Here is a 20,061-nt window from a genome sequence, read left to right as displayed (position 1 = left end):
CCGCTGGCAGTGTTCCTCTCAGTGGCCGCCGGCTCCATCCTCTTCGGCATCGCCGGTGCCCTGTTCGCCGTGCCGGTCGTCGCGTTCTTCAACAGCCTCGTGCGCTACCTCGTGGACCGGCGGTGGCTGGATGACGACATTGCCTGGCGGCCGTACTACTACCCATGGGAAATCAAAAAGCACGCCCGCCGCCACGAACTGAACCGGGAACAGGTCGCGGCCCAGTTCCAGCGCTTCCGTCGGACCCCCGCCAGCGAACGGGTGCAAGCCGAGTCAAAGCGCGGTGAGAAGTAAGAAGTGGTTTCGATCGCCGAGCTCCTCGCTTCACGGATGGCAGGGCCGGCACCTCGCCGCAGGCATCAGCGAATCGATCACCACTTCCTTGCGTCCACCGCTCCAACGATCCCACCACCATGCCCCATAAGATGGAAAACTACTCACCAAACCCGACTGCGACTGCATTAATGCGCCAGAGAACAGGCAATGGACCCCCAAGAACACAACAAAGTCCACGTTGACCGCGTGCATGTAGGCCCTGTGTGGACCAGGGTGAGCTCCGTGCGCACCCCCGGAGCGCGTGCGTTCCTCCTGATTGCGGGCATCGGAGTGTCGTCCCATTATTTTGAGCAGCTCGCACCGCACCTGAAAGAATACGGTCCGGTTTACGCCCTCGACCTGCCCGGCTTCGGTGGTGTCCCCCATGGCGGGAAAGCCCTATCCATCCGCGACTATGCGGACATTGTGGAACGTGTCCTCATTGAGAAGAACCTTCAGGATCCCGTGATCGTCGGGCATTCCATGGGAACGCAGATTGCCGTCGATCTCGCCGCGCGCCGCCCCGACTTGAGCACTCTGGTTCTGATCAGTCCCGTAATCGACCCGGAAGCGAACCGGATCTTCACCCAGGTTATGCGGTTCGCACGAGCCAGCTGGCACGAATCGCTGCGGGTGAAGTTCCTCGCTGTCGCCGCCTACCTGTCCTGCGGATTCTCTTGGTTCTTCCTCGTCCTACCCAGGATGATGAACTACCGCATCGACCAGGTCGCCCAGCAGGTTAGCGCCGACACTCTAATCGTCCGTGGTGAGCACGACGCCGTCTGCCCCCGGGATTGGATCCATAAGCTCACGTCCCTCATGCCCTCAGCCCGATCACGGGAAATCAGCGGAGCAGCGCATTCAGTCATGCATGCCTATGCCCGGGAAGTGGGGCGCCTCTGCGTCCAACACGCCAATCTGTCCACCGCCCACCCCCCTGAAATGAAACCACCACTGCCTGATGACACCCAAGAGCAGGGCTTTTCCATGCCGGAAAAAGCATCAGCAATAGCGCGGGAGATCAAAGGCGCGGTCATGGAGATCGCGGGAAACATCCAAGACGACGACGCGAAAGTCGCAAAGGGGCGCACCGAACAAGCCGCCGCCCGCGAGCAAGTACAGCCAAAATCATCACCCCAATGATGGCCGCCCAGGCTTTCACACCCCTTCATCGGTCAGTTTCTGGCTCTGGATTGACGACATCCGAGTCAAACCAGAGCAGGCACAGAAGAAAGGTAATGGGGGTGAGAGCGGACCCGGCCGATTCTAAAGGGGCTCTTCACAATACAAGGTGTACGCGGGGCGGGCGTCGGCGATACTGTGGGCGTGGAGTACGTGTCCAGAGTGCCGCGACCGCCGCTCGACGGGCTGATCGACGACCTTTACTACCTGGAGGGTGCGCCGCCGTACGCCCGGCTGACGCTGCCGCCGATGCCGGCGGCATTTCTCATCGTCAACCTCGGGGCGCCGTTTCGCATCCCCGCCGGCACCGACATCGAGACGGCAGAGTACGCCGACGGCTGCGTGGTCACGATGCCCACCCGCGCGGTGGAGTTCGGCTACCCACCCCGGACCCGGTCCGTCGGTGTGCACTTCAAGCCGTGGGGGCTGGCGCCGTTCCTGCCGATGCCCGCGGCCGAGCTGTGTGACCGGCCGGTGACGGTAGAGCAGATTTGGGGTCGACCCGCCATCGCCGGGCTGCGAGACCGGCTGGCTACGGCCGAGGGACCTCACGAGATGCTGACGCTGCTCGAGAAGGAGCTGATGCGACGGTTAGTCGACGCGGCCGGCCTGGGGCTGGTCCGCTATACGAGCCGCATCATCGCGGCCACTAGCGGGGCTGTGGCTATCGACGACCTGAGGGTTTCAGCCGGTGTCAGCAGCACTCACCTGGCACAGCGGTTCAAGGAGCTCATCGGCGTCACGCCGAAGCGGTTGGCCCGCACCTACCGCTTCGCCGCCACCGTGTTCTCAATCAACCCCGCCGAACCGATCGACTGGGCCGACCTCGCCAGCAGCGCAGGCTACTTCGATCAGGCCCACTTCGGCCACGAGTTCCGGGCATTCACCGGGCTAACACCGACACGATACGTCGAAGTCCGGCGGCGGTTCCTGCGCGAACATCCCGGCCACGTACCGGACAGCTGGCTGCTGCCGACGGATTGATTTCTTACAAGAGAGACAGCCCACGAAGCTCTAACCTGAGGGCATCCCAAGCAGAGGAGCGCCCATGGGCAAGGTAGTCATGTACAGCTCGGTGTCGGTAGACGGCTTCATCGCGGACGAGAGCGACCAGCCCGGACCGCTGTTCGACTGGTTGCTCAGCGGTGACGTGCCGTTGGACGAGAGCGGCGAGTTGAAGGTGTCACAAACGTCCTACGACTACACCCGGCCGTACTGGGACCAGATCGGGGCGACTGTCGTCGGCCGCCACGTCTTCGACATGACGGACGGCTGGGGCGGGAAGCCCCCAGGCGGGATCGACCACGTGGTCGTCGTGACGCACCGGCCGGAGCCCGAGGGCTGGGACCCCGAGGCGCCGTTTCACTTCGTCGACGGCGTCGAAGCAGCCGTAGCCAAGGCGCAGGAGCTTGCGGGTGACCGGATGGTCGAGGTCGCCGCCGGCGACGTTGGTGGCCAGGTGCTTGCCGCAGGTCTGGTGGACGAGGTGCGCATGGACGTCGTACCCGTCGTGTTCGGGTCCGGCAAGCGCTACTTCGGGCCGGTCCACGCGCAGCACGTGTTGGAGGAACCTGACGTGGTGATTCAGGGCAACCGGGTGCTTCACCTGCGCTATCGGGTGCGCCGTTGACCGATCTGAGTGGGTGCGCGAAGAAGGCCACCACATGCGGTGACACAAGATCGGGCTTTCTCCAGGAGAAGTTGAGGGTACTCCGGGTTGCCCACTCACTGGACTAGTTGGACTGACGCCACTGCAGCACCCGCCCGAATCATCTTCTGTGCGTCAGTCCGGGCCGCAGATCAGTGCCCTCGGCCTCTGCAGTCAGTACTGTGTCGACGGTCTTCCCTGCAGAGATCTGCCGCTTGACCTGCTCAAGCTCCACTTTGAGCTGGTCAACGGTGGCCCGGTATCTTTCGAAGTCCGCTTTTCGACGCCTGGCCACGGCGAAACTGACGCCGGCGGCGAGAATGGCAAGCGGAAAAGCCACCAGCAGGGCCCAGCCCGACGCGGCAAAGAAGTCGAGCGATATGGGAAGTGCTTGCTTGAATGCCAGGAACTCATTCACCCCACCGACCACGTCGTTGAGAGTGGAGTCCAGGGGCTCCAGAAACTGCCCAACGACTGGCGTTTCGGAAAATGACGGAGCGCTCAGCGGACGCTCTCCCTCTGCAGACCAGCGCGAATCACGGAAATGGTTCAGGACATAGATACCGGCACCCGCATTGAGGGCTGCGAAGAGCAGGACAGCACCAAGAGCAGTCCAATGAAGCCTGCGCGGACGCCAGAGGCCGGCCACGAGGGCGAAGACGGTGGGCGCAACCCAGCAGAAAATACGGAGTTCGTCGCGGCTCAGGCCGCCCAGTAGATCCAAGGGATTCCCCGCCTCTTGCATATGGAATGAATGCGTATTCCGGTTCCGAGCGAGCCTATCCTGGCCACCCGGCACATGCGGCGGCGGTCACTGGCGCAGACTGCTCTGTCCACGACACCATGTCGCAGCCGCCGGTGACGAAGCTGCGGGGAGGCGAGGCCCGGGACTCGGCTGGACATTCGGCTACCCCGGTGGGTATGAGCTAGGAGGCGGGATCGGCATCATGTTTCTCCGGCCGATAGCCGGCGATCGCGGCGCGGACATCGCCCTCTTCGTGCCCGCCATTCTTCTTGCCGAACGGCAGCACTTTCACCAGAGGGTGCACGATAGCCATGACGACGAGGCCCCAGGCGAGTCCCAGGACGGCCGAGCACAGAGTGTTCACGAGCCAGGCGAGGAAGCTGCCCACCACCGCGATTCCGGCGAAGGGATGCTCGAGGACGTGGACCAGGTCATACGGCGCGTGCCAGCCGAGGTCGTACGCCCCCTGCAGCATGATGTGACCGCCAACCCACAGCATGGCGATCGTCCCGATGAAGGTGATCGCGGCCAGCACGGCGGGCATGCCCTTGACGAGCAGCTCGCCAAAGCGCTTGGAGCCCGCCGAGTCTTTGGTGGTCAGGTGCAGGCCGATGTCGTCCATCTTGACGATGAGCCCGACGGCGCCGTACACGAGCACTGTAATCGCGATCGCCACGACAACCAGGATGAGCGCCCGGGCCCACAAGGAGTCACTGGCCACCTCGTTCAGTGAGATGACCATGATCTCGCAGGACAGGATGAAGTCGGTGGTGATGGCGCCCTTGATGACCTTGGTCTCGGCCTCCGGGCCCCGTTCGACCGCCGGCGCCTCTTTGTCGGCTGCGTGGTGGCCGCGGACCTTGTGCCAGACCTTTTCGGCACCCTCGTAGCAGAGGTAGGTGCCGCCCGCCATGAGGATGAACGGGATGATCCACGGGATGAAGGCGCTGATGAGCAGCAGCGCCGGCAGGATGATCAGCAGCTTGTTCCGGAGCGAGCCCCAGAAGATCCGCTTGATCATTGGCAGCTCGCGGGACGGGTCCGCCCCCGACACATACTGCGGGGTGACGGCGGCGTCGTCGATCACCACGCCGGCGGCCTTGGTCCCGGCCTTGGCGGCACCGGCTGCGACGTCGTCCACCGAGGCGGCCGCTATGCGGGCCAGGGCTGCGACGTCGTCTAGCAGGGCGACTAGACCGCCGCTCACAGGTGGCTCCCGCACTGCTCGAGCGCGGACTGCTGGTCGTGGAGGCGACGGTAAAGGTGCGTGATCGGCATGCTCCGAGTATACGGTGGCGGGCAGCCCGTCGACGGGGATTGGCGTCCGTTCGAACTGAATGCGCGATAGCCGGACGGGCGCTTGACGTTAAGGGACAAGCCTGACGTCGTCGCCCCGGAGGTTGGCACGGAAGCCGTCGTTCTGGACGGCGACGTCCCGAAGCACGAGGCCCTCGGGCAGGCCTTCAATGTCGTGCTCAATGGTCACTAGCCCGCGCACGACGGCGGCGGTGGCGTCGGAGAGAAAGTCCGGCCCGCCGAAGTCGATCGAGCGTGGCTCGACAACGAGCCTGCCCGACTCGACCTCGACTGTGCCGGTTGCGGTGACGCGGAGTTCGCGGCCCAGGACCTCGACGGTGCGAAGCACCATGGCCTGGCCGCCGTCCGCGGCGCGGACCACGGCCCCGCCACCAAGTTCGTCGGCGACGTCCTCGAACGGCACGGTCGCGTCAACGGCGAGGCGTGCAGCGACCAGCCCGTCCGGCCCCGTGACAACGTCCCGCCCGACGGCCCGGACGTCGCGGAGCGTCGAGCCCGCGGTAACCACTGTCCCAGCGTCTAGTTCAAGGTCGGCGAGCCACACCTCGTCCTCGCGCAGGTCGGCGGGAGGCTCTAGGCCCGGCGGACGCCCGGCGTCCACCGTCGACGACGGCATCGGCGCTGCCGCGCTCCCACCGGCCGGGTCACTTACCACCCACCAAAGGATCAAAACTGTGACCCCGAGGGCGAGGACCATCCCAGTAGCACCGATCAGCCAGTCCTTCGCACGCGTCCACTCCATGAGGACAGTCTGATGGCTGACGGTCCGGGGCACGAAACCCGGCGAGCCAGTCTAGATCCATTCCCGGAGCCGCAATGGCGGCTCCTCTCCTCCGGGACGCTGCACCAGCACCTGGTTGACGCCGTTCAGTCCCCGCTCGAACCCGAGTGCGCTCGTCGCCATGTACAACCGCCACACCCGGGCCCGACCTTCGCTCGTGAGGCGGACGGCCTCATCCCAGTTCTTTTCAAGGTTGTGCACCCAGGCCCGAAGCGTCAGCCCGTAGTGCCGGCGCAGCGCTTCCACGTCGAGCACTTCCAGCCCGGCCGATTCCAGGGCCCCGAGCATGACCGTGAGGCTGAGCATTTCACCGTCAGGAAAGACATAGCGGGGGATAAAGGAGTCGGGATCCGGCGGCATCTCACCGGCGTTCCACGAGATGGCGTGGTTGAGCAGCCGCCCGCCGGGACGCAGAAGTCCGTACAGGTGGGACGCGTAGTTGCCGATCTGCTCCCGGCCGACGTGTTCGGCCATGCCGATCGAGCTGATCGCGTCGAACGGACCGTCGTGAACCTCGCGGTAATCCTGAACCCGGATTTCGATGCGGTCGGCGAGGCCGCCGTCGGCCGCCCGCTTCCGTCCGAGGGCCGCCTGCTCTTTCGAGAGCGTGACGCCCACGACGTCGGCCCCGTACTTCTCTGCCGCGTGCAGGGCGAAACTGCCCCAGCCGCAGCCCACGTCGAGCACCCGCATGCCGGGCCGAAGGCCAAGTTTGCGGCAGACCAGGTCAAGCTTCGCCTCCTGGGCTGCGTCCAGACCGATCTTTTCGTCTCCCCAGACAGCGCAGGAGTAGACCATCGACGGACCGAGCACGAGCGCGTAAAAGTCATTGCCGACGTCGTAATGGTGGGAGATTGCCGCGGCGTCGCGCTCCTTGGAGTGCTTCCGGCCCGAGCGGGTGACGTCCATTTCCTCCGGCGGTGGCGCAGGCGGAAGTCCCAGCGCACCAACCCGGACGGCGGCACGGAGCAGTTTCACACGCTCGCCCAAGGTGGGCGGGCGGAAAGCCTTCAGTTCGGCGAATTTGCCTACTGAGCTGAGCACCGAAAAGCTTTCGAAGAGGTCACCGGGCCCGTCAATATCTCCGGCCACATACGCACGGCTTAGTCCGAGCTGATTGGGCGACCACAGCATTCGCCTCAGTCCCCGCCGGGAATGGAACTCAATCACGGGCGCAGCGGCGGGCCCCGCTTCTGAACCGTCCCAGGCCCGCAGCCTCAGCGGAATCTCCTGGGTGCCGAGAACAATTCCCAAGGCCTCCGCCAAGCGTGGTGCCACTCCCGATCTCTTTGCCATGCCCCCTGTCTACTACGACTTGTCCGGGGGAGCCAGAGGCAGTTCGGCGTCACTGTGAGGAGGCCTCAGGATGTTCTTCGTTAACGGGGCTGCGGGCGGAGCTCTCTTCCTGGCGGCCGTTGCGTCATCGCCGACCGGTTTCGACCCTGGTAGAGACGGCGGTAACTGGAGGGCGTGGTGTTGAACTCGCGCGTGAAGTGAAGCCGGAAGTTGGCCGACGTGCCCAAACCGGTCCTGGCGGCAACTGCGTGTACGGTCAGGTCGGTTGTTTCCAGCAGACGGCATGCCTCGGCAATGCGCTGGCTTGTCAGCCAGCGCAGGGGAGTCGTTCCGGTCTCGGTCAGGAACTTCCGGGCGAAGCTGCTTGGTGCCCAGCCGGCGTGGACGGCCATGTCTACGACTGTCAGTGGCTCGGCAAGATGTTGTATGGCCCAGCGACACGTTTCTTCGAAGTGGATCATAGGCGCAGCTACGGGGCGTTCGATGAACTGTGTCTGTCCGCCCTCGCGGTGCGGGGCCACGACCATCCGCCGGGCAATGCGGTTGGCGGCTTCAGTACCGTGGTCGGTGCGGACAAGGTGCAGGCACAGGTCGATTCCGGCCGCGACGCCGGCGCTGGTGCTCACAGAGCCCTCGTCGATGTACAGCACACCGGTGTCGACGGCGACTGCCGGATACAGGGTTTGCAGACGGTCCGCGTTTCTCCAATGGGTGGTCGCGCGCTTTCCGTCGAGGAGCCCGGCGGCCGCCAGTGCGAAAGCGCCCGTGCAGACGGATACCACCCTCGCACCATTCGCCGAAGCGTTCCGAAGCGCTTGGGATACCTCACGGGGAGGGTCGGCGAGCGGGCTGAAGCCGGGCACCACGACGGTGTCAGCCGAAAGCAGGGCCTCGAGCCCTCCAGCGGCATGGATGGCGTAACCGGTCGTCGTTCGGACCAGGCCGGGTTCTGCGGCGCAGACCGCGAAGGAGTACAGCTGCCGCTCATCCTCGTGACCGAATACCTGCGTCGGAATGGCAAGGTCGAAGGCGACGACATCAGGCAGGGCCAGGGCAACGACACGGTGCATGAGGCCACTGTACCCACGGACGGACCAACGAAATCCCCTGCTGCAGAATCCTTTTCAAGGTGGTCGTTTTTACCCCTCCCGTCCGCTGCTCCGGCTTGGCAGTCTTATCCAATGTCCGAATTTCAACCTTCAGCTGTGCAGGCAATTGAGCCCGCGGTGACTGCCACTCCCACGACCCCCATAGCCGAGGGCCATGATGGTTCCTCCGGCCCTGATCCCTCACCCACGGGACCGATTGGGTGGACTGTGGCCGGCTCGTTGGCTACCGGGTTGCTCGCTGCAGCGCTGCTGGCTGCCGCACCGTTCATTCCAGCAACCGAGAGCGGCATCACCGGCGCCATCCTGATAGGACTTGCGCTGGGATGGGCCCTGGTGGCGGTGCTATCGGCGGAACTTACGGATCAACCACAAAAGTGGGCCTTCGTTCCAGCACTCCTCATGGGACTGGGCGGGTTCCTCCTGGTGGCCTTCGGTTCCCCGATGCACGGGGTGCTCGCGTGGGTGTGGCCCCCCACCTTCCTGGGGCTGGCGGTCTGGATGATCGTCCAGGCCAATCGGCGGCTTCACCGCCGGAGCGGGCGCTTCCTGCTCTACCCGGTCTTCCCAGCGCTGGTTCTGGGTTCACTGGCCGGCGGCCTCGAAACCGTGCGCGGAGCAACGGAGGCGGCAGCCTCTCCGATGCAGGGTCAGGTGATCGACGTCGGCGGACACCGCCTCTACCTGAACTGCACCGGCTCGGGCAGCCCCACCGTCGTACTTGAACCGGGCGCGGGACTCATGTCGTCCGACCTCGGAGGGATCGCGCCTGTCGTTGCCCGTGACACCCGGGTCTGCGTCTACGACCGGGCAGGCCGCGGGTGGAGCGATCCGGCGACCAAACCCCAGGACGGCGCGCAGGTCGCGGCCGACCTTCACACATTGCTGCAGCGCGGGAACGAGCCCGGACCGTACGTCCTGACCGGGCATTCATTCGGCGGCCTCTACGCACTCACTTTCGCCGCCCGTTATCCCGAGGAGGTAGCAGGACTGGTTCTGGTGGACTCGACGGCACCGGCATCGGAGCCGGAAGCAGAACCGGCCCATGCCACAGGCCCGGGCTCCGAAGACACGACGAGCCGGATCTCCGCCCTGAGCACGGCCGCCGCGCGGCTTGGTGTCGGCCGGCTGCTGGGAGTGGCCACGCCCGGCCATCTGGGCAGCACGGTAGACGAGTACCTGCAGGCGGGACCCTCGGTGCAGCAGGCTGCCGCTCTGCGGAGCTTCACCGACAAGCCCGTGCTCGTCCTGACCGCAGGCACGGGGAGCCAGCCCGGCTGGACCGCTTCACAGGAAGCCCTCGCAGCACTGTCGACCAACAGCCTGCAACGCGTCGTCGACGGATCCACACATGCGTCGCTGATCACCAACCGGGAGGACGCAGCCGCGACCACCAGGGGGATTCTCGACGTCGTCTGCGCCTCGCGGACTGCAAGCCCCGTTAAATCCGGGTGTTCGCTGGAGAAATAGGTGCTCCGGTGCTGAACCTCCCGACAGGCCCTGGGGATGGCCGGGTCAGCGGGCGAGGGCGTGGACGATTTCCTCGTGGGAGAGCCTGCGCTCGCCGACGTAGTACAGGACAGCGCTTTCGGGCAGCTCAGTATCCCAACCGGGGTTGATGATTGTCCCCTCGTGTTGGACAGCGAGCACCGTGGTGATGAAGTTCCGTCCCAAAGCCTCCTGGATCTGTCCAAAGTTCACCCTCGGCAGCGCATCGGGCAGCCGCGTGCTGTACGTGTTCCGGCCGCCGTGACTCATGAGATCGGCGTAGACGACGGCGATGCCGGGATCTTCCAGCTCTTCAGTGGCCAGGCGCGGCGAGTGCCACTGTACGCAGCGGACGTGGGCGTCGACATAGGAGAAGCTGCGGGCTCGGCCCATATCGCGCAGCGTGACGACCGTGTGAGCCTTGGGGTTCACATGCGTGACGGCCACGGTGACGGCAAGTGCTTCGTTATCGTCGCGGGCGTCGATGAGTACGCGCGCGGCCCGGTGCACCCCGGCACGGCGCAGCACGCTTTCCTCGGCAAGATCACCCCGGACGAAGCCGAGATCGGGCTGTTCGGGCATCGGGTTCTCCCGAACGTCCTCCCCGGCACACAGGACAACCGCATGGGCATTGTCAGCGGTGATCTCCTGTATCAGCCGCTCCGTGCGCCCTGGCGTGTAGCCCACGATCACGAGGTGGTCCGACATATTCACATCCCGGTTGCCCTTCATGCGTTGTCCCTTCGCATTCTCGATCGCCATGGCGATCCTGGTGAACAAGGTGGTCAACGTAACGATGCCGCCGACAATGACATAGATCCCGACGAGGCGACCGCCGACCGTCGTCGGAAAGAAATCGCCGTATCCGACCGTGGCGGCTGTGACCAGGAACCACCACCAGTAGCTCTCCGCCGAAGTGATTGAGTTGCTGGACGGTTCGGCCCAAACCATGAGGGGCCAACTGGTGAGGAACACAGCGATGATGATGAACGCCGGCAAGACCCAGAAACGCGCACGCCCGAGCTGGCGGATCAGACGGAACAGTACAAATGGCACCCCTGCGTTCCCTTCCTGTCGCGGGACAATACCGTCTGACCCTACCCTCCAGAACCCGCCCGGGCGGTGCCAAAGCCCGTCGCTGTGAAAGCAGGACGGGTCTCTTCAGGGCCTTCAGCTGCTCCTCAGCCGACATCTCCGGCCAGCACGTCCACGTGCACGTGGTCGAGGTGACGCAGGATCTCGTTACCGGGCTCGGGTGCGTCGTAGTCGTGCCACTGCCCTCGAGGGATATGTGCGCTCCAGAACTGATCGTCAAAGATAACGTACTGGATGTTCAGGTCCTCAGCATGGGCGACCAGCCAGTGAGCGAGTATCCACCCCTCACGCCGGTTCTCCTCGGTCACCGGCCGGAAGAAAATGTCGATGGCCCGGCCGTCGTAGTGGGTCGAGTCCCCTCCGTGCCCTTGATCGACGCCGCCTGGGGCGAACCCGCCCAGACTCTGGTCGCCGAACGCCTCGGTCATGGCTTCGCGCACCTGCTCGGCGCGGGGCGTCAACCCGGAGGCGGTCAGCTGCTGTTCGGGCAAGCCGTTTGCGGCTGAGCCTCGGCAGGTCAGGCTGGGACCTGCGTCTTCGGAAGGCCCGTCGGCCAGCCGCTGCAGCACCGTTTCATCGATGCTGGATGTGTCCGGGGCCTCCATCCCGCGAGCCAGGAGTGCCACAGCCGTCGTGGCCAGCTTTGCCTCCTCACGGTCGAGCCCGACATCTCCATCGGCGGTTTCGACAGTGCATTCCGAACTTCCCAGCAACGAGCCGTCTCCGGCGCGCATGCTGTTGAGCAGGCTGGGCCCGAGGAGCACTAGGGCTGACGCGAGCATTCCGAGCAGGAGAATGCCCAGGAGTGGCCGAGACGGGCGAAACCGGCTCCCAGAGCGCTGCACGGCGATTCTGCTCACGTTCACGCAGCCCTTTCATTGAGGTGAAGTGCTGCAGCCAGGCGGAGCAGGGAGCAGCCCAAGCGTTAACTCGATCGCTCAGTTGATGGTTCCCAGACAACTGACCTCTCCGAGAAGTGACTAACGCCGTCGGAGCGATCCTAGAGGCATAAACACAATGGGTGGTGCGGAAATCCGTCCCGCACCTCGCACAAAAGGTGAGGAGGCTTCGACTGAAGAGTTGCCCCCGCCGCTAGCGCCCTCCTAGTCTTGGGCGCTAGTGGTGTTTCCACCACGCTCGGGTGTCTGTCGCCATCGCACCCACAAAAGAACATCACAGTCCGGTGTGAAAGAGAGGACCTCGCATGGAGCTCCAGGGGCTCAAGGCGCTTGTAACCGGTGGCGGCTCCGGCGTGGGCCTGGAACTAGCCCGCCAACTGGCCGCGGCAGGCAGTGATGTGCTCATCATTGGCCGGGACGAGGCACGCCTCCACGCCGCCGCAGCGCGCATTCCGGGCCTTCGCACGCTGGCGGCTGACCTCGCCCGCGCGGAGGATTTGCCGCGGATTGTCGATACCGCGGTGGAGCAGTTAGGCGGTCTCTCGCTGCTGGTGAACAACGCCGGGATACAACTTAACTATCACTTGACCACCCGGCCGGCGCCCCAGATGCTCACCGATATCGACCACGAGCTGACCATCGACCTGATCGCTCCGATCAAGCTCACCGCCCTGACGCTGCCGCACCTGATCCAGGCACGGTATGCCGCAATCGTGAACATCACCTCCGGCCTCGCTATTTCTCCGAAGCGCAGCGCAGCGGTTTACGGAGCGGCCAAGGCCGGGCTGCGCACCTTCACGAAGGCCCTTCGCTACCAGCTCGCCGTGGATGCTCCCACCGTCAGGGCCGTCGATGTCGTTCTTCCCCTGGTCGACACGCCGATGACCGCAGGCCGCGGCACCGGCAAGATAAGCGCCGAGCAAGCCGCCCGCGAGATCCTTGCCGGATTGCGAGCTGACCGGTCGGAGATTCACGTAGGAAAAGCTAAAGCGTTCATCCTCCTGCACCGTCTCGCGCCCCGCCGTGCCGACGCTCTCCTCGCCGACGGCTGACTCCGGTCCTCACGGTTATTTCCGGCCGTTTTTTCTCGTCGACGTCTTACTGGCGCGGGCTCGTTCCGTTTTCTGGGTCTCATATGGGCTGGCCCTCGTCTAGCCGAACGTTGCCACACCGACAAACGCCATCAGCGCCGCAATGAGCCCGATAACCGTCAGGACAGCGAAAACCTGTTCCTTCGCAGTGATCGCCCGCCACATCTTCACTTGATTGGCCAGCGTGTAGATCACCCCCGGCAGAAGGAAGAATACGGAGACTACCGCCAGAAAAGCCATCGGACCCACCTTTCGTTCACACGACCATCGGAATGTGATCCCGACAGTCTAGGAGCCGTCGCTGAGGAAGGCGCTGCCGTACCTACATCCGATGTTCCACCACTTCTCGAGTGAACGGCCGACCCCGCAGGGCTGGAAGCGTGACGATTGGATGACGAACTGATACCGGGCCACCATCCGAAGCATCCGGGCGGTAGGCTCCGCAGCAGACGTTCCGATATCGGCCGTCGCCACCTGAGGGGGTCCGCATGCCGAAGACGTGGGAACGGGCCATAGTTCCTCTGCCTTTGATGCTTACGGGTTTGTCGACGCCGCGTCCGACGGCGGCACTCCAGCCCAGGGGTCGGGCTACTAGGAAGCTCCGCCGCGGAACGCACTGACCATCCTGCCCAGCAGCACATCAGAGGAGAACCGATGATTCCGGAACACAGCCCGCGCGCCCTTAAAAATCCTATGCATGCCGGGGTCGCCAGGGTCTTCAAGGTTAGAAGGCTCTCCGATTTCGAGGCCGGTGTCCTCGCCAAGGGGTACGTGACCCGCGAGGAGTACGAGGAAGCGTACCGGCGGTACGTCGCCAGAATGACCGCAGCAGGCTTCACCGTAGACGAAGTGGTGGATGGCAACGGCTATTTTGTTCGGAACCATTCATCGAGCCGGAGGGATGAGCTCTTCACAAGAGGGGACCCCGCCGCCGAGGTGGCACGCCTCGATCGGGAGGAACGATCCCTCTCCCAGGCATGCGAAGCGGGCACCTTCCAGCTCATCGGCCCGATTTTCAGGGAGCAAGCCAATCCGACCGGACAGTACGACGACTAAACCGGTCAGTCTTGGGCAGTGCTGAGCTACTAGGGCGGCCACCGGCGCGGAAGGAGGAGGGCGCCGTACGCATGAGAGGGTGTAATCACCAACCCACTCGAAAGGCACGAGCATGGCACAGCCCAAGAACCGGAAGTCCGGTTTAGCCCTCCCCGGGGAGCTTGTCTCCCGACGCGCGGCATTTGCCGCGTCCGGCGCCGCAGGCGTCCACGCCGACCAGAAGGCGCGCAAGCACCAGACCGGCAGGACCAACCGCATCGGCTCGCGCTCATCCCGCGTCCGCGCCGCAATCCGCTTCGAGTCGCGATGAGCCCAGGACGCCCTTTTTCAGCCACCCAGCCCACCGGCCACCCGGTGGGTTTTTTAGTGACCGGACCGTCCTGAGCGGCCCTTTCCGAGGCCCCGGAGAACCTGCTCCTACAGGTGTCGACGGGCGGGGGACCGGGGTCGAAAGCAAGCAGGACATGCAGATCGAACTCGCCCTCCACCAGAGCCCCCCACATCGGGAAAGAGGGTCCGCGGGTGGCACTTGCCGAACCCAATCCCGAGGCGGACACTGGCTACGAGGTGCCCTTCTGGCCGGCACTTGACTGGTGTCCAGCCGGGTGAACCGAGCAGATGCTCGGCGGCTCAGGATCAGGGAGGTTTCGGTGTCGAACTTTGCTAAGAAGCGGCCGATCAAGGATCGGGAAATGGTACAGGCAGATGAGATCGCCGATGCGGTCACGGCTGGGGGCTTTCTCTACGATGACGGAGCCACGCAGACCTTCGATACGAGCGGTGCGACAACCTACATCGAGCAGGGGTCGCCAACGCTGGGTGAGTGGTACGTCGATGACAAGGGACGGTTCTGTTCCTTCTGGCCGCCGAGCTACCGAGCGTGTTACGAACTGAGATGGGTCGTGGAGGACGGGGAAGTTGTCGGTCTCGAGTTCACCGAGGTCAACCGCGGATCAACCTTCACGGGACGCTACTCGTAGATGACGCTGGTCCCGGCGCATCTGCGCAACCCATTCGGTGAGTGTGCCTCGCGGTCCCGCCGCGGTCTCCGGTGCCGTCCGGCAGGGCCTGCGGCGTAGAAGGGGCACGCTCAAACATTTTCCGGTTCTATTGGTTTGGGACAAATGCATGAGGAGACCGGTCGATGGTTGTTCTGTATGGTTTGCTGGCAATGGTTTCGATCGTCATGATCTTCATCGGTGACGGCCTATTCCTAAAGAGCCTCTACACGGCGCTCCTGGTCATGAGCCTGATTCTGGCCGGGTACTTCTTCAGGCGCAATAAGTGAATGACGCACTGATGCTGGCCGGCAACACACCGGCGTTGAGCGCTAGCGCCGCGGACGTTTTTCTATTCAGCACGCGGGGAGACCGGCGTATCGGTCGCGGTGGGAGAAGACGCCGCTGTACGGCTGGCCGAGGTGATACTGGAGGCGCTCCCCATCATCCTCGCCGACGATTTCAAGGTGTCCATCAGGGTCCGCCCTGCCCCGGAAATAATCCCGGAAATCATCGGCCGCCTTTCGCATGAGAACCATCAATTCGAGAAGAAGAAGGTGATGACCTTTCGCACTGGAGGCGCTGACCGTATGGACGGCGACGAGCTCGCTGCTAGCCCAATGGATGCGACGTGGAGACGGCACCTTCCCTGCGGGTCATGATTCGGTGTCGCTTCGGTGTTTCCACCGGTCCTACCTCTTCAGGCTACGCAGCTTGATGCTCAGGAACTTTTTTGGGGGTTCGGCCCAGCGCGCCTACGCCGCTTCGGCCTCCGGGTTCTCTCGTGCGTCGGTGCGCACTATTGTTCCGATGACGTCATTGAGGGCCTCGGTGGAACTCGGGTGCGTATAGATGGACTCCTGCAGCTGCGTCGCCGTGGTTCCGCTGCGCATCGCGAGGGCAACCACGTTGATGATTTCCTGCGAGTCGACGCTGAGCAATGCCGCACCGAGAATCAGGTCGGTGTCGAGGTCAATGATGAATTTCATCATGCCTCGGATCTCTTCGACGATGTAGGCCCGCGGCATCGCGAAGATCTCACCGACATTTTGACTCCCCACTTTAATCCGGTGGCCGGCAGCCCGCGCTTCCCTCTCGGTGAGGCCGACGGTCGAGAGCGGCGGCGAGATGAAGAGGGTGCGCGGGACCGAGTGGCGGTCGGCGGTGCTGCGCTTTCCCTCCCCGATCAGTTGGTCGAGCACGATGCGGGCGTCATCGAGCGAGACGTAGGTGAACTGGGGCCCGCCGTTGACGTCACCGAGCGCGAAGATGTGCGGCTGGCTCGTCCGGAGGTTCCCGTCGACCACGACGGCACCCCGGGGCGCGGTGGTCACCCCAGCAGCGTCGAGACCGAGCCCCTCCGTCGCCGGAGCCCGGCCGGTCGCCGGGAGCACGGCATCTGCTTCGACCGTGTATCGCTCGCCATCGCGTTCGTAGGTGACGACGGCGCCGTCCGCGCCATCCCGGATCTCGAGCACGTTGGTGTTCGTGACGATGTTGATGCCCTGGTTCTCAAGAATGCCGATGGCGACCTGGGCGACGTCGTCGTCTTCGCGGCGGAGGATCTGGGATGTCATCTCGAGGATCGTGACTTCGGAGCCGAATGTCCGGTACACGGCGCCGAGTTCAAGGCCCAGGTATCCGCCACCGATGATCACGAGGTGGGCGGGAAGATCTGTCCGGTGAATGAGGTCGGTGCTCGTGATCACGTGGGCGCTGTCCCGGATGCCCGCGATATCCGGGATGACCGGCTCTGAACCGGTGTTGATCAGGATTGTGTCCCCCGTGACGGTGACCTGGCGGCCGTCTACGTCAACGCTCACGGTGTGCGGGTCGACGAACGTTCCTTTGCCGGTGAGGATCGTGAGGGAGTCGTGGGCGTCGAGGACGTTGTAGTTCACGTCCCGGAAGGATGAGGTGAGCTGGTGCACGGTGGTGACCGAGCGGCGGTACCACTCCCGGGCGGAGTCCTCCTCCCGACGATTGTGCGCGTGGTAGACGAGCGCCTTGGTCGGCACGCAGCCGACATTCGGGCAGGTTCCGCCGTACATCAGCGGGGATTTCTCGATCAAGACGACCCGCTTGCCGAGATGTCCGAGTGTAGACGCAGCGGTCTTGCCGCCCTTGCCGAAGCCGATTACGACGACGTCGGCGGCGATGGTGGCGGTTGTGGTGTCCATCACACAAGAATGGCCCGCTGCGGCCGGTGCTAGCCAGAACAAGTCAGCTTGTTTCTGTTCAATCTCCCATTACGCTGCCGAGCGTGAAGATCAGGACCTTGCGCTGCAGACAGGCGGGAAGCTCAGGGGCCGTGGGCTCGTCCGTCTGAGGAGGCACCGGCACTGCCCGACACCGGATCGCTGAAAGGGGCTTTTGTCCCTTACAGATTTCCACCTGGTCGGAACAATTAAGGAATGATGTTCTCTCATGATGATCCGGTCCTTGTCCTTGATGAGGCGCAGTGTTGGAAGCTGCTGGAGAATACCCAGCATGGGCGCCTTGTCCTGACCGCAGCCGGTGAGACCGATGTCTTCCCAATCAATTACCGTGCTCACGACGGCGTCCTGTTGATGCGTACGGCGCCTGGTACCAAGCTTGCCGAGCTGACCGTCAACCAAAACGTGGTGTTCCAGACAGATGGCATCACCTCCGACGAAGCTTGGAGCGTGGTGGTCAAGGGAGCTGCGAGAGTGCTTGAGAGCAGCACGGATATTGCTGCGGCTGAGGCCCTGAACCTTAAGCCATGGGTGCCCACGCTCAAGGATTTCTACGTCGAAATTGAGCCGTCGAAAATCAGCGGCCGGCACTTCAACTTCGGCGACCACCCCGAACGGTTCTGATCGCGCTGTGCGCCTTTTCCGCACCCACCGGCCCCACTGGTTGAATGCGGGGTGGAAGGACCAATGCGCCGGCTCCGCCGCCGGGCTGGAGCCGGCTGCCGCGTGGGGACTCCTACCCGGTGAGAGGCAGCGACACGGTTCAAGACCTTGGCTCACTCAGTCTCTGGGGGAGTGAGGCCGGCCGGTAGCTGACGGCTCCCAACCCACTCGCGGACAACGCGCGAGAATAGCTCGGGCTGCTCGCCGTTCCATCCATGGTGGGCGCCTGGCACGACACCGACGACGGCGCGCGGGAACGAGGCCCGAATCTCTGCGAGCGAGCGCAGGATGAGGACATGTTCGTTGCCGCCAGCCACCGCGAGGATCGGAGTCGCAGTGCTCGCCGCACGCTCAGGCAGGGTGAAGTGCAGTGCTTCAAGGTTGATCATGCGGAGCGAGGCGCGGTCTGCGGCCTTCGCAGCCTCCCGAAACCCGGTGAGCTGGGCAGCGGGTACGCGGAGTTGCCGGGCGTTGAAGCGGATGAACGCGTTCGACTGCATCACGGGTTCGATCAACCGGCCGATGGTCCGCATCATCAGGGGGTGGGGGAAAGGAAGAACGTTCACACCGCTTATCAGCAGGCTCGAAACCTTTGTGCTGGCGGCCGTCAGCTCCAGCCCGACGTAGCCTCCAAGAGACAGACCGATGACGTGGGCAGTGCCGCCGTGGCCCCGTTCCTCGATAAGTGCCCGGACGAGATCGGCGGTCCTCCCTATGGATTGCCAGGGAAGTTGACTGCTGCGGCCGTGACCCGGAAGGTCGGGGATCAGCACGTGAAACTCCCGTGCGAGGTCCTGCGCGAGAGCGCGCCACATCCAGCCGCTGGTTCCCGCCGCGTGCAGAAGCACGATTGACGGCGCATTGCCGGGGCTCAACTCCTCAACCTGCACGTCCTTGATTGGCATGATTGCGATCGTTTCCAGTTGTGGCAGTAATGTCAATGCCGGTGAGGATAGGCCATGGTTGAGCGACGTGTGACCGACGGCGTCGAGCACCGAGCAAGCTGTCCTTAAGCCGTGAAAGCGGGCACATTCCCTCCCGTCTATGGATCACGTGGCAGGATGACGGAATGACGGTGTCGGAAGAGACGCTCCTCGAAGGTCCAAGAGGACGCCGGCTGTGCCTCGAGCTGGCCATGGAGCTGATTCCGGAACTGAGGGGCCCGGTGATGTATCTCAGCAGCGGCCTGGACCCCTCCGCCGGCACGTCACGCACCACCGTATTCTTCACCACCATGGATGAAGACGGACCGGCGCCCCAATCCGGCTGGCCACCCATCTCGATGACGGTCGATGAGCTGGCCGTAAGGCTCAGCACCTCCCCGGTAAGTACCCCAACCGGGCACCAGATTGAGGCAGCGTTGGAGGCATCGGTCGGCAATGCCCGCTACTGGCAGGAACCCGACGGCGAAGACACCCTCGCAGCGCTCGCAGTGATCCGCGATGCTCTCCGTCCATTCGCCGGGCAGGTCATGGCCTCCGACGTCGGAAAGTGGTTCACCCAACCGCGCCAGCGCGAGCAGTGGCACATCGACTGGCGATCAATGGAGGACCCGGCGCCTCTGCCCCGCAGTACGCGCGAGACGCTGGTTGCCTGGGCGCGAGGTGCGCGGATCGAAGAGGAACGGGCCGGGCTCGACCGTCCCCGGGATCCCCGCGCACCCTGGTCCGGCACGTGGTGGTCCTTTCCGCAGGGTCTTCTGCAGACCGTCGGCCGGGTGCCGGCGGGACTAAGCCTCATTGAGGACGCCATGGGAGAGGAGTGCGCTACTGTAATCCCCGTCCGAGGGACCGGCCGCACCTTCGAGGTCGCGGACGAGGAAGACTGGGCCCACCTCTGCCGGAAATATCCGCTCGATGTCACGGCCTCGCGCCGCCACGATTGGTTCCGCACGACGGGGCGTGAGGGCACGTGGCTCATCCCGGACTGGGAACGGGTCGCGGATGACTGGGACGCTGTCCACCTCACGGTTCTCGGCTATCTCCGATGCGGTACCCGCGCCCTGCGCATCGACGCCGACCGTGCCTCGGTCATTGCAGGGTGGAATCCTGACACCACGATCTGGCTCACTGACGTCGCCCGCGAGTGGGTGGAACCGCGGCAGGCATGGCAGCGCCCGCATGACGATGACGGCTGGATTCGCACCGGCTAAGACGCAGTGCCTA

22 protein-coding genes are annotated in these 20,061 nt (G+C 64.3%); 12 read left to right on the top strand and 10 right to left on the bottom strand.

Features of this window, described 5'->3' with window-relative positions; translation table 11 throughout:
- From AC4D2R_RS17260 to AC4D2R_RS17245, 4 genes are all read left to right on the top strand, one after another.
- Positions 1-294: AI-2E family transporter (locus AC4D2R_RS17260; protein WP_490941328.1), on the top strand; the 294-nt coding region annotated here is incomplete at its 5' end.
- A 264-nt stretch (positions 295-558) separates the two neighbouring features.
- Entirely contained in the window at positions 559-1,458 is a 900-nt protein-coding gene (locus AC4D2R_RS17255) for an alpha/beta fold hydrolase (protein WP_490941327.1), read from the top strand.
- 183 nt (positions 1,459-1,641) lie between these two features.
- The gene (locus tag AC4D2R_RS17250; RefSeq protein ID WP_490941326.1) at positions 1,642-2,481 is read left to right on the top strand and encodes a helix-turn-helix domain-containing protein; all 840 of its coding nucleotides are present in this window, start codon (positions 1,642-1,644) and stop codon (positions 2,479-2,481) included.
- 64 nt (positions 2,482-2,545) lie between these two features.
- On the top strand, positions 2,546-3,127 hold the full coding sequence (locus AC4D2R_RS17245) for a dihydrofolate reductase family protein (protein WP_490941325.1): 582 nt from the start codon (positions 2,546-2,548) through the stop codon (positions 3,125-3,127).
- 139 nt (positions 3,128-3,266) lie between these two features.
- Here AC4D2R_RS17245 and AC4D2R_RS17240 read toward each other — a convergent pair whose 3' ends face one another.
- The 5 genes from AC4D2R_RS17240 to AC4D2R_RS17220 all read right to left on the bottom strand — a co-directional run bounded on the left by AC4D2R_RS17240 (position 3,267) and on the right by AC4D2R_RS17220 (position 8,354).
- The gene (locus tag AC4D2R_RS17240) at positions 3,267-3,869 is read right to left on the bottom strand and encodes a hypothetical protein (protein ID WP_490941324.1); all 603 of its coding nucleotides are present in this window, start codon (positions 3,867-3,869) and stop codon (positions 3,267-3,269) included.
- A 202-nt stretch (positions 3,870-4,071) separates the two neighbouring features.
- Positions 4,072-5,097 (bottom strand): DUF808 domain-containing protein, encoded by a 1,026-nt coding sequence (locus AC4D2R_RS17235; RefSeq protein WP_490941323.1) that lies wholly within the window; start codon positions 5,095-5,097, stop codon positions 4,072-4,074.
- A 159-nt stretch (positions 5,098-5,256) separates the two neighbouring features.
- A complete protein-coding gene (locus AC4D2R_RS17230; RefSeq protein ID WP_490941322.1) occupies positions 5,257-5,949 on the bottom strand; it encodes an LmeA family phospholipid-binding protein in 693 nt (230 codons plus the stop codon).
- Between the two features lie 51 nt (positions 5,950-6,000).
- The gene (locus tag AC4D2R_RS17225) at positions 6,001-7,284 is read right to left on the bottom strand and encodes a class I SAM-dependent methyltransferase (RefSeq protein WP_490941321.1); all 1,284 of its coding nucleotides are present in this window, start codon (positions 7,282-7,284) and stop codon (positions 6,001-6,003) included.
- 80 nt (positions 7,285-7,364) lie between these two features.
- The gene (locus tag AC4D2R_RS17220) at positions 7,365-8,354 is read right to left on the bottom strand and encodes a helix-turn-helix domain-containing protein (protein WP_490941320.1); all 990 of its coding nucleotides are present in this window, start codon (positions 8,352-8,354) and stop codon (positions 7,365-7,367) included.
- 258 nt (positions 8,355-8,612) lie between these two features.
- Here AC4D2R_RS17220 and AC4D2R_RS17215 point away from each other — a divergent pair, with 258 nt between their 5' ends.
- Complete coding sequence (locus tag AC4D2R_RS17215; protein WP_490941319.1) at positions 8,613-9,860, top strand: alpha/beta fold hydrolase; 1,248 nt, start codon at positions 8,613-8,615, stop codon at positions 9,858-9,860.
- A 45-nt stretch (positions 9,861-9,905) separates the two neighbouring features.
- Here the strand turns inward: AC4D2R_RS17215 and AC4D2R_RS17210 are convergent, their stop codons facing one another.
- On the bottom strand, positions 9,906-10,934 hold the full coding sequence (locus tag AC4D2R_RS17210; protein WP_490941318.1) for an ion channel: 1,029 nt from the start codon (positions 10,932-10,934) through the stop codon (positions 9,906-9,908).
- A gap of 125 nt (positions 10,935-11,059) precedes the next feature.
- A complete protein-coding gene (locus AC4D2R_RS17205) occupies positions 11,060-11,755 on the bottom strand; it encodes a VldE C-terminal domain-containing protein (RefSeq protein ID WP_490941317.1) in 696 nt (231 codons plus the stop codon).
- A 422-nt stretch (positions 11,756-12,177) separates the two neighbouring features.
- Between AC4D2R_RS17205 and AC4D2R_RS17200 the strand changes: the two genes are divergently transcribed.
- A complete protein-coding gene (locus AC4D2R_RS17200; protein WP_490941316.1) occupies positions 12,178-12,924 on the top strand; it encodes an SDR family oxidoreductase in 747 nt (248 codons plus the stop codon).
- Between the two features lie 99 nt (positions 12,925-13,023).
- Here the strand turns inward: AC4D2R_RS17200 and AC4D2R_RS17195 are convergent, their stop codons facing one another.
- Positions 13,024-13,203, bottom strand: coding sequence for a hypothetical protein (locus tag AC4D2R_RS17195; protein ID WP_490941315.1), 180 nt, complete (start codon positions 13,201-13,203; stop codon positions 13,024-13,026).
- 414 nt (positions 13,204-13,617) lie between these two features.
- Here AC4D2R_RS17195 and AC4D2R_RS17190 point away from each other — a divergent pair, with 414 nt between their 5' ends.
- From AC4D2R_RS17190 to AC4D2R_RS17175, 4 genes are all read left to right on the top strand, one after another.
- The gene (locus AC4D2R_RS17190) at positions 13,618-14,019 is read left to right on the top strand and encodes a hypothetical protein (RefSeq protein ID WP_490941314.1); all 402 of its coding nucleotides are present in this window, start codon (positions 13,618-13,620) and stop codon (positions 14,017-14,019) included.
- 112 nt (positions 14,020-14,131) lie between these two features.
- Positions 14,132-14,329, top strand: a complete 198-nt coding sequence (locus AC4D2R_RS17185; protein ID WP_490941313.1) for a hypothetical protein — start codon at positions 14,132-14,134, stop codon at positions 14,327-14,329.
- A gap of 382 nt (positions 14,330-14,711) precedes the next feature.
- Positions 14,712-14,999 carry a hypothetical protein gene (locus tag AC4D2R_RS17180; RefSeq protein ID WP_490941312.1) on the top strand — a complete coding sequence of 96 codons (288 nt, stop codon included), beginning with the start codon at positions 14,712-14,714 and terminating at the stop codon, positions 14,997-14,999.
- A gap of 164 nt (positions 15,000-15,163) precedes the next feature.
- Positions 15,164-15,307 carry a hypothetical protein gene (locus AC4D2R_RS17175; protein WP_490941311.1) on the top strand — a complete coding sequence of 48 codons (144 nt, stop codon included), beginning with the start codon at positions 15,164-15,166 and terminating at the stop codon, positions 15,305-15,307.
- 465 nt (positions 15,308-15,772) lie between these two features.
- On the opposite strand, the gene AC4D2R_RS17170 is transcribed toward AC4D2R_RS17175, so the two are convergent.
- On the bottom strand, positions 15,773-17,197 hold the full coding sequence (locus AC4D2R_RS17170; RefSeq protein ID WP_490941310.1) for a dihydrolipoyl dehydrogenase family protein: 1,425 nt from the start codon (positions 17,195-17,197) through the stop codon (positions 15,773-15,775).
- 234 nt (positions 17,198-17,431) lie between these two features.
- Here AC4D2R_RS17170 and AC4D2R_RS17165 point away from each other — a divergent pair, with 234 nt between their 5' ends.
- The gene (locus AC4D2R_RS17165) at positions 17,432-17,857 is read left to right on the top strand and encodes a pyridoxamine 5'-phosphate oxidase family protein (RefSeq protein WP_490941309.1); all 426 of its coding nucleotides are present in this window, start codon (positions 17,432-17,434) and stop codon (positions 17,855-17,857) included.
- Positions 17,858-18,009: 152 nt separating this feature from the next.
- Here the strand turns inward: AC4D2R_RS17165 and AC4D2R_RS17160 are convergent, their stop codons facing one another.
- Positions 18,010-18,891, bottom strand: coding sequence for an alpha/beta fold hydrolase (locus AC4D2R_RS17160; protein WP_490941308.1), 882 nt, complete (start codon positions 18,889-18,891; stop codon positions 18,010-18,012).
- 74 nt (positions 18,892-18,965) lie between these two features.
- Here AC4D2R_RS17160 and AC4D2R_RS17155 point away from each other — a divergent pair, with 74 nt between their 5' ends.
- The gene (locus AC4D2R_RS17155) at positions 18,966-20,048 is read left to right on the top strand and encodes a hypothetical protein (protein ID WP_490941307.1); all 1,083 of its coding nucleotides are present in this window, start codon (positions 18,966-18,968) and stop codon (positions 20,046-20,048) included.
- Positions 20,049-20,061: the final 13 nt, after the last annotated feature.

The sequence above is a fragment of the Arthrobacter sp. TJ-217 genome (assembly GCF_058269255.1).
This window is presented reverse-complemented; position numbering and strand designations above follow the sequence as displayed.

Excerpts from the sequence above, each read along its gene's own strand:
- AC4D2R_RS17245 (WP_490941325.1), top strand. The coding sequence starts at position 2,546 with ATGGGCAAGGTAGTCATGTACAGCTCGGTGTCGGTAGACGGCTTCATC.
- AC4D2R_RS17230 (WP_490941322.1), bottom strand. The coding sequence starts at position 5,949 with ATGGAGTGGACGCGTGCGAAGGACTGGCTGATCGGTGCTACTGGGATG.
- AC4D2R_RS17225 (WP_490941321.1), bottom strand. The coding sequence starts at position 7,284 with ATGGCAAAGAGATCGGGAGTGGCACCACGCTTGGCGGAGGCCTTGGGA.
- AC4D2R_RS17220 (WP_490941320.1), bottom strand. The coding sequence starts at position 8,354 with ATGCACCGTGTCGTTGCCCTGGCCCTGCCTGATGTCGTCGCCTTCGAC.
- AC4D2R_RS17205 (WP_490941317.1), bottom strand. The coding sequence starts at position 11,755 with ATGCTCGCGTCAGCCCTAGTGCTCCTCGGGCCCAGCCTGCTCAACAGC.
- AC4D2R_RS17200 (WP_490941316.1), top strand. The coding sequence starts at position 12,178 with ATGGAGCTCCAGGGGCTCAAGGCGCTTGTAACCGGTGGCGGCTCCGGC.
- AC4D2R_RS17195 (WP_490941315.1), bottom strand. The coding sequence starts at position 13,203 with ATGGCTTTTCTGGCGGTAGTCTCCGTATTCTTCCTTCTGCCGGGGGTG.
- AC4D2R_RS17190 (WP_490941314.1), top strand. The coding sequence starts at position 13,618 with ATGATTCCGGAACACAGCCCGCGCGCCCTTAAAAATCCTATGCATGCC.
- AC4D2R_RS17185 (WP_490941313.1), top strand. The coding sequence starts at position 14,132 with ATGGCACAGCCCAAGAACCGGAAGTCCGGTTTAGCCCTCCCCGGGGAG.
- AC4D2R_RS17180 (WP_490941312.1), top strand. The coding sequence starts at position 14,712 with ATGGTACAGGCAGATGAGATCGCCGATGCGGTCACGGCTGGGGGCTTT.
- AC4D2R_RS17175 (WP_490941311.1), top strand. The coding sequence starts at position 15,164 with ATGGTTGTTCTGTATGGTTTGCTGGCAATGGTTTCGATCGTCATGATC.
- AC4D2R_RS17170 (WP_490941310.1), bottom strand. The coding sequence starts at position 17,197 with ATGGACACCACAACCGCCACCATCGCCGCCGACGTCGTCGTAATCGGC.
- AC4D2R_RS17165 (WP_490941309.1), top strand. The coding sequence starts at position 17,432 with ATGATGTTCTCTCATGATGATCCGGTCCTTGTCCTTGATGAGGCGCAG.
- AC4D2R_RS17155 (WP_490941307.1), top strand. The coding sequence starts at position 18,966 with ATGACGGTGTCGGAAGAGACGCTCCTCGAAGGTCCAAGAGGACGCCGG.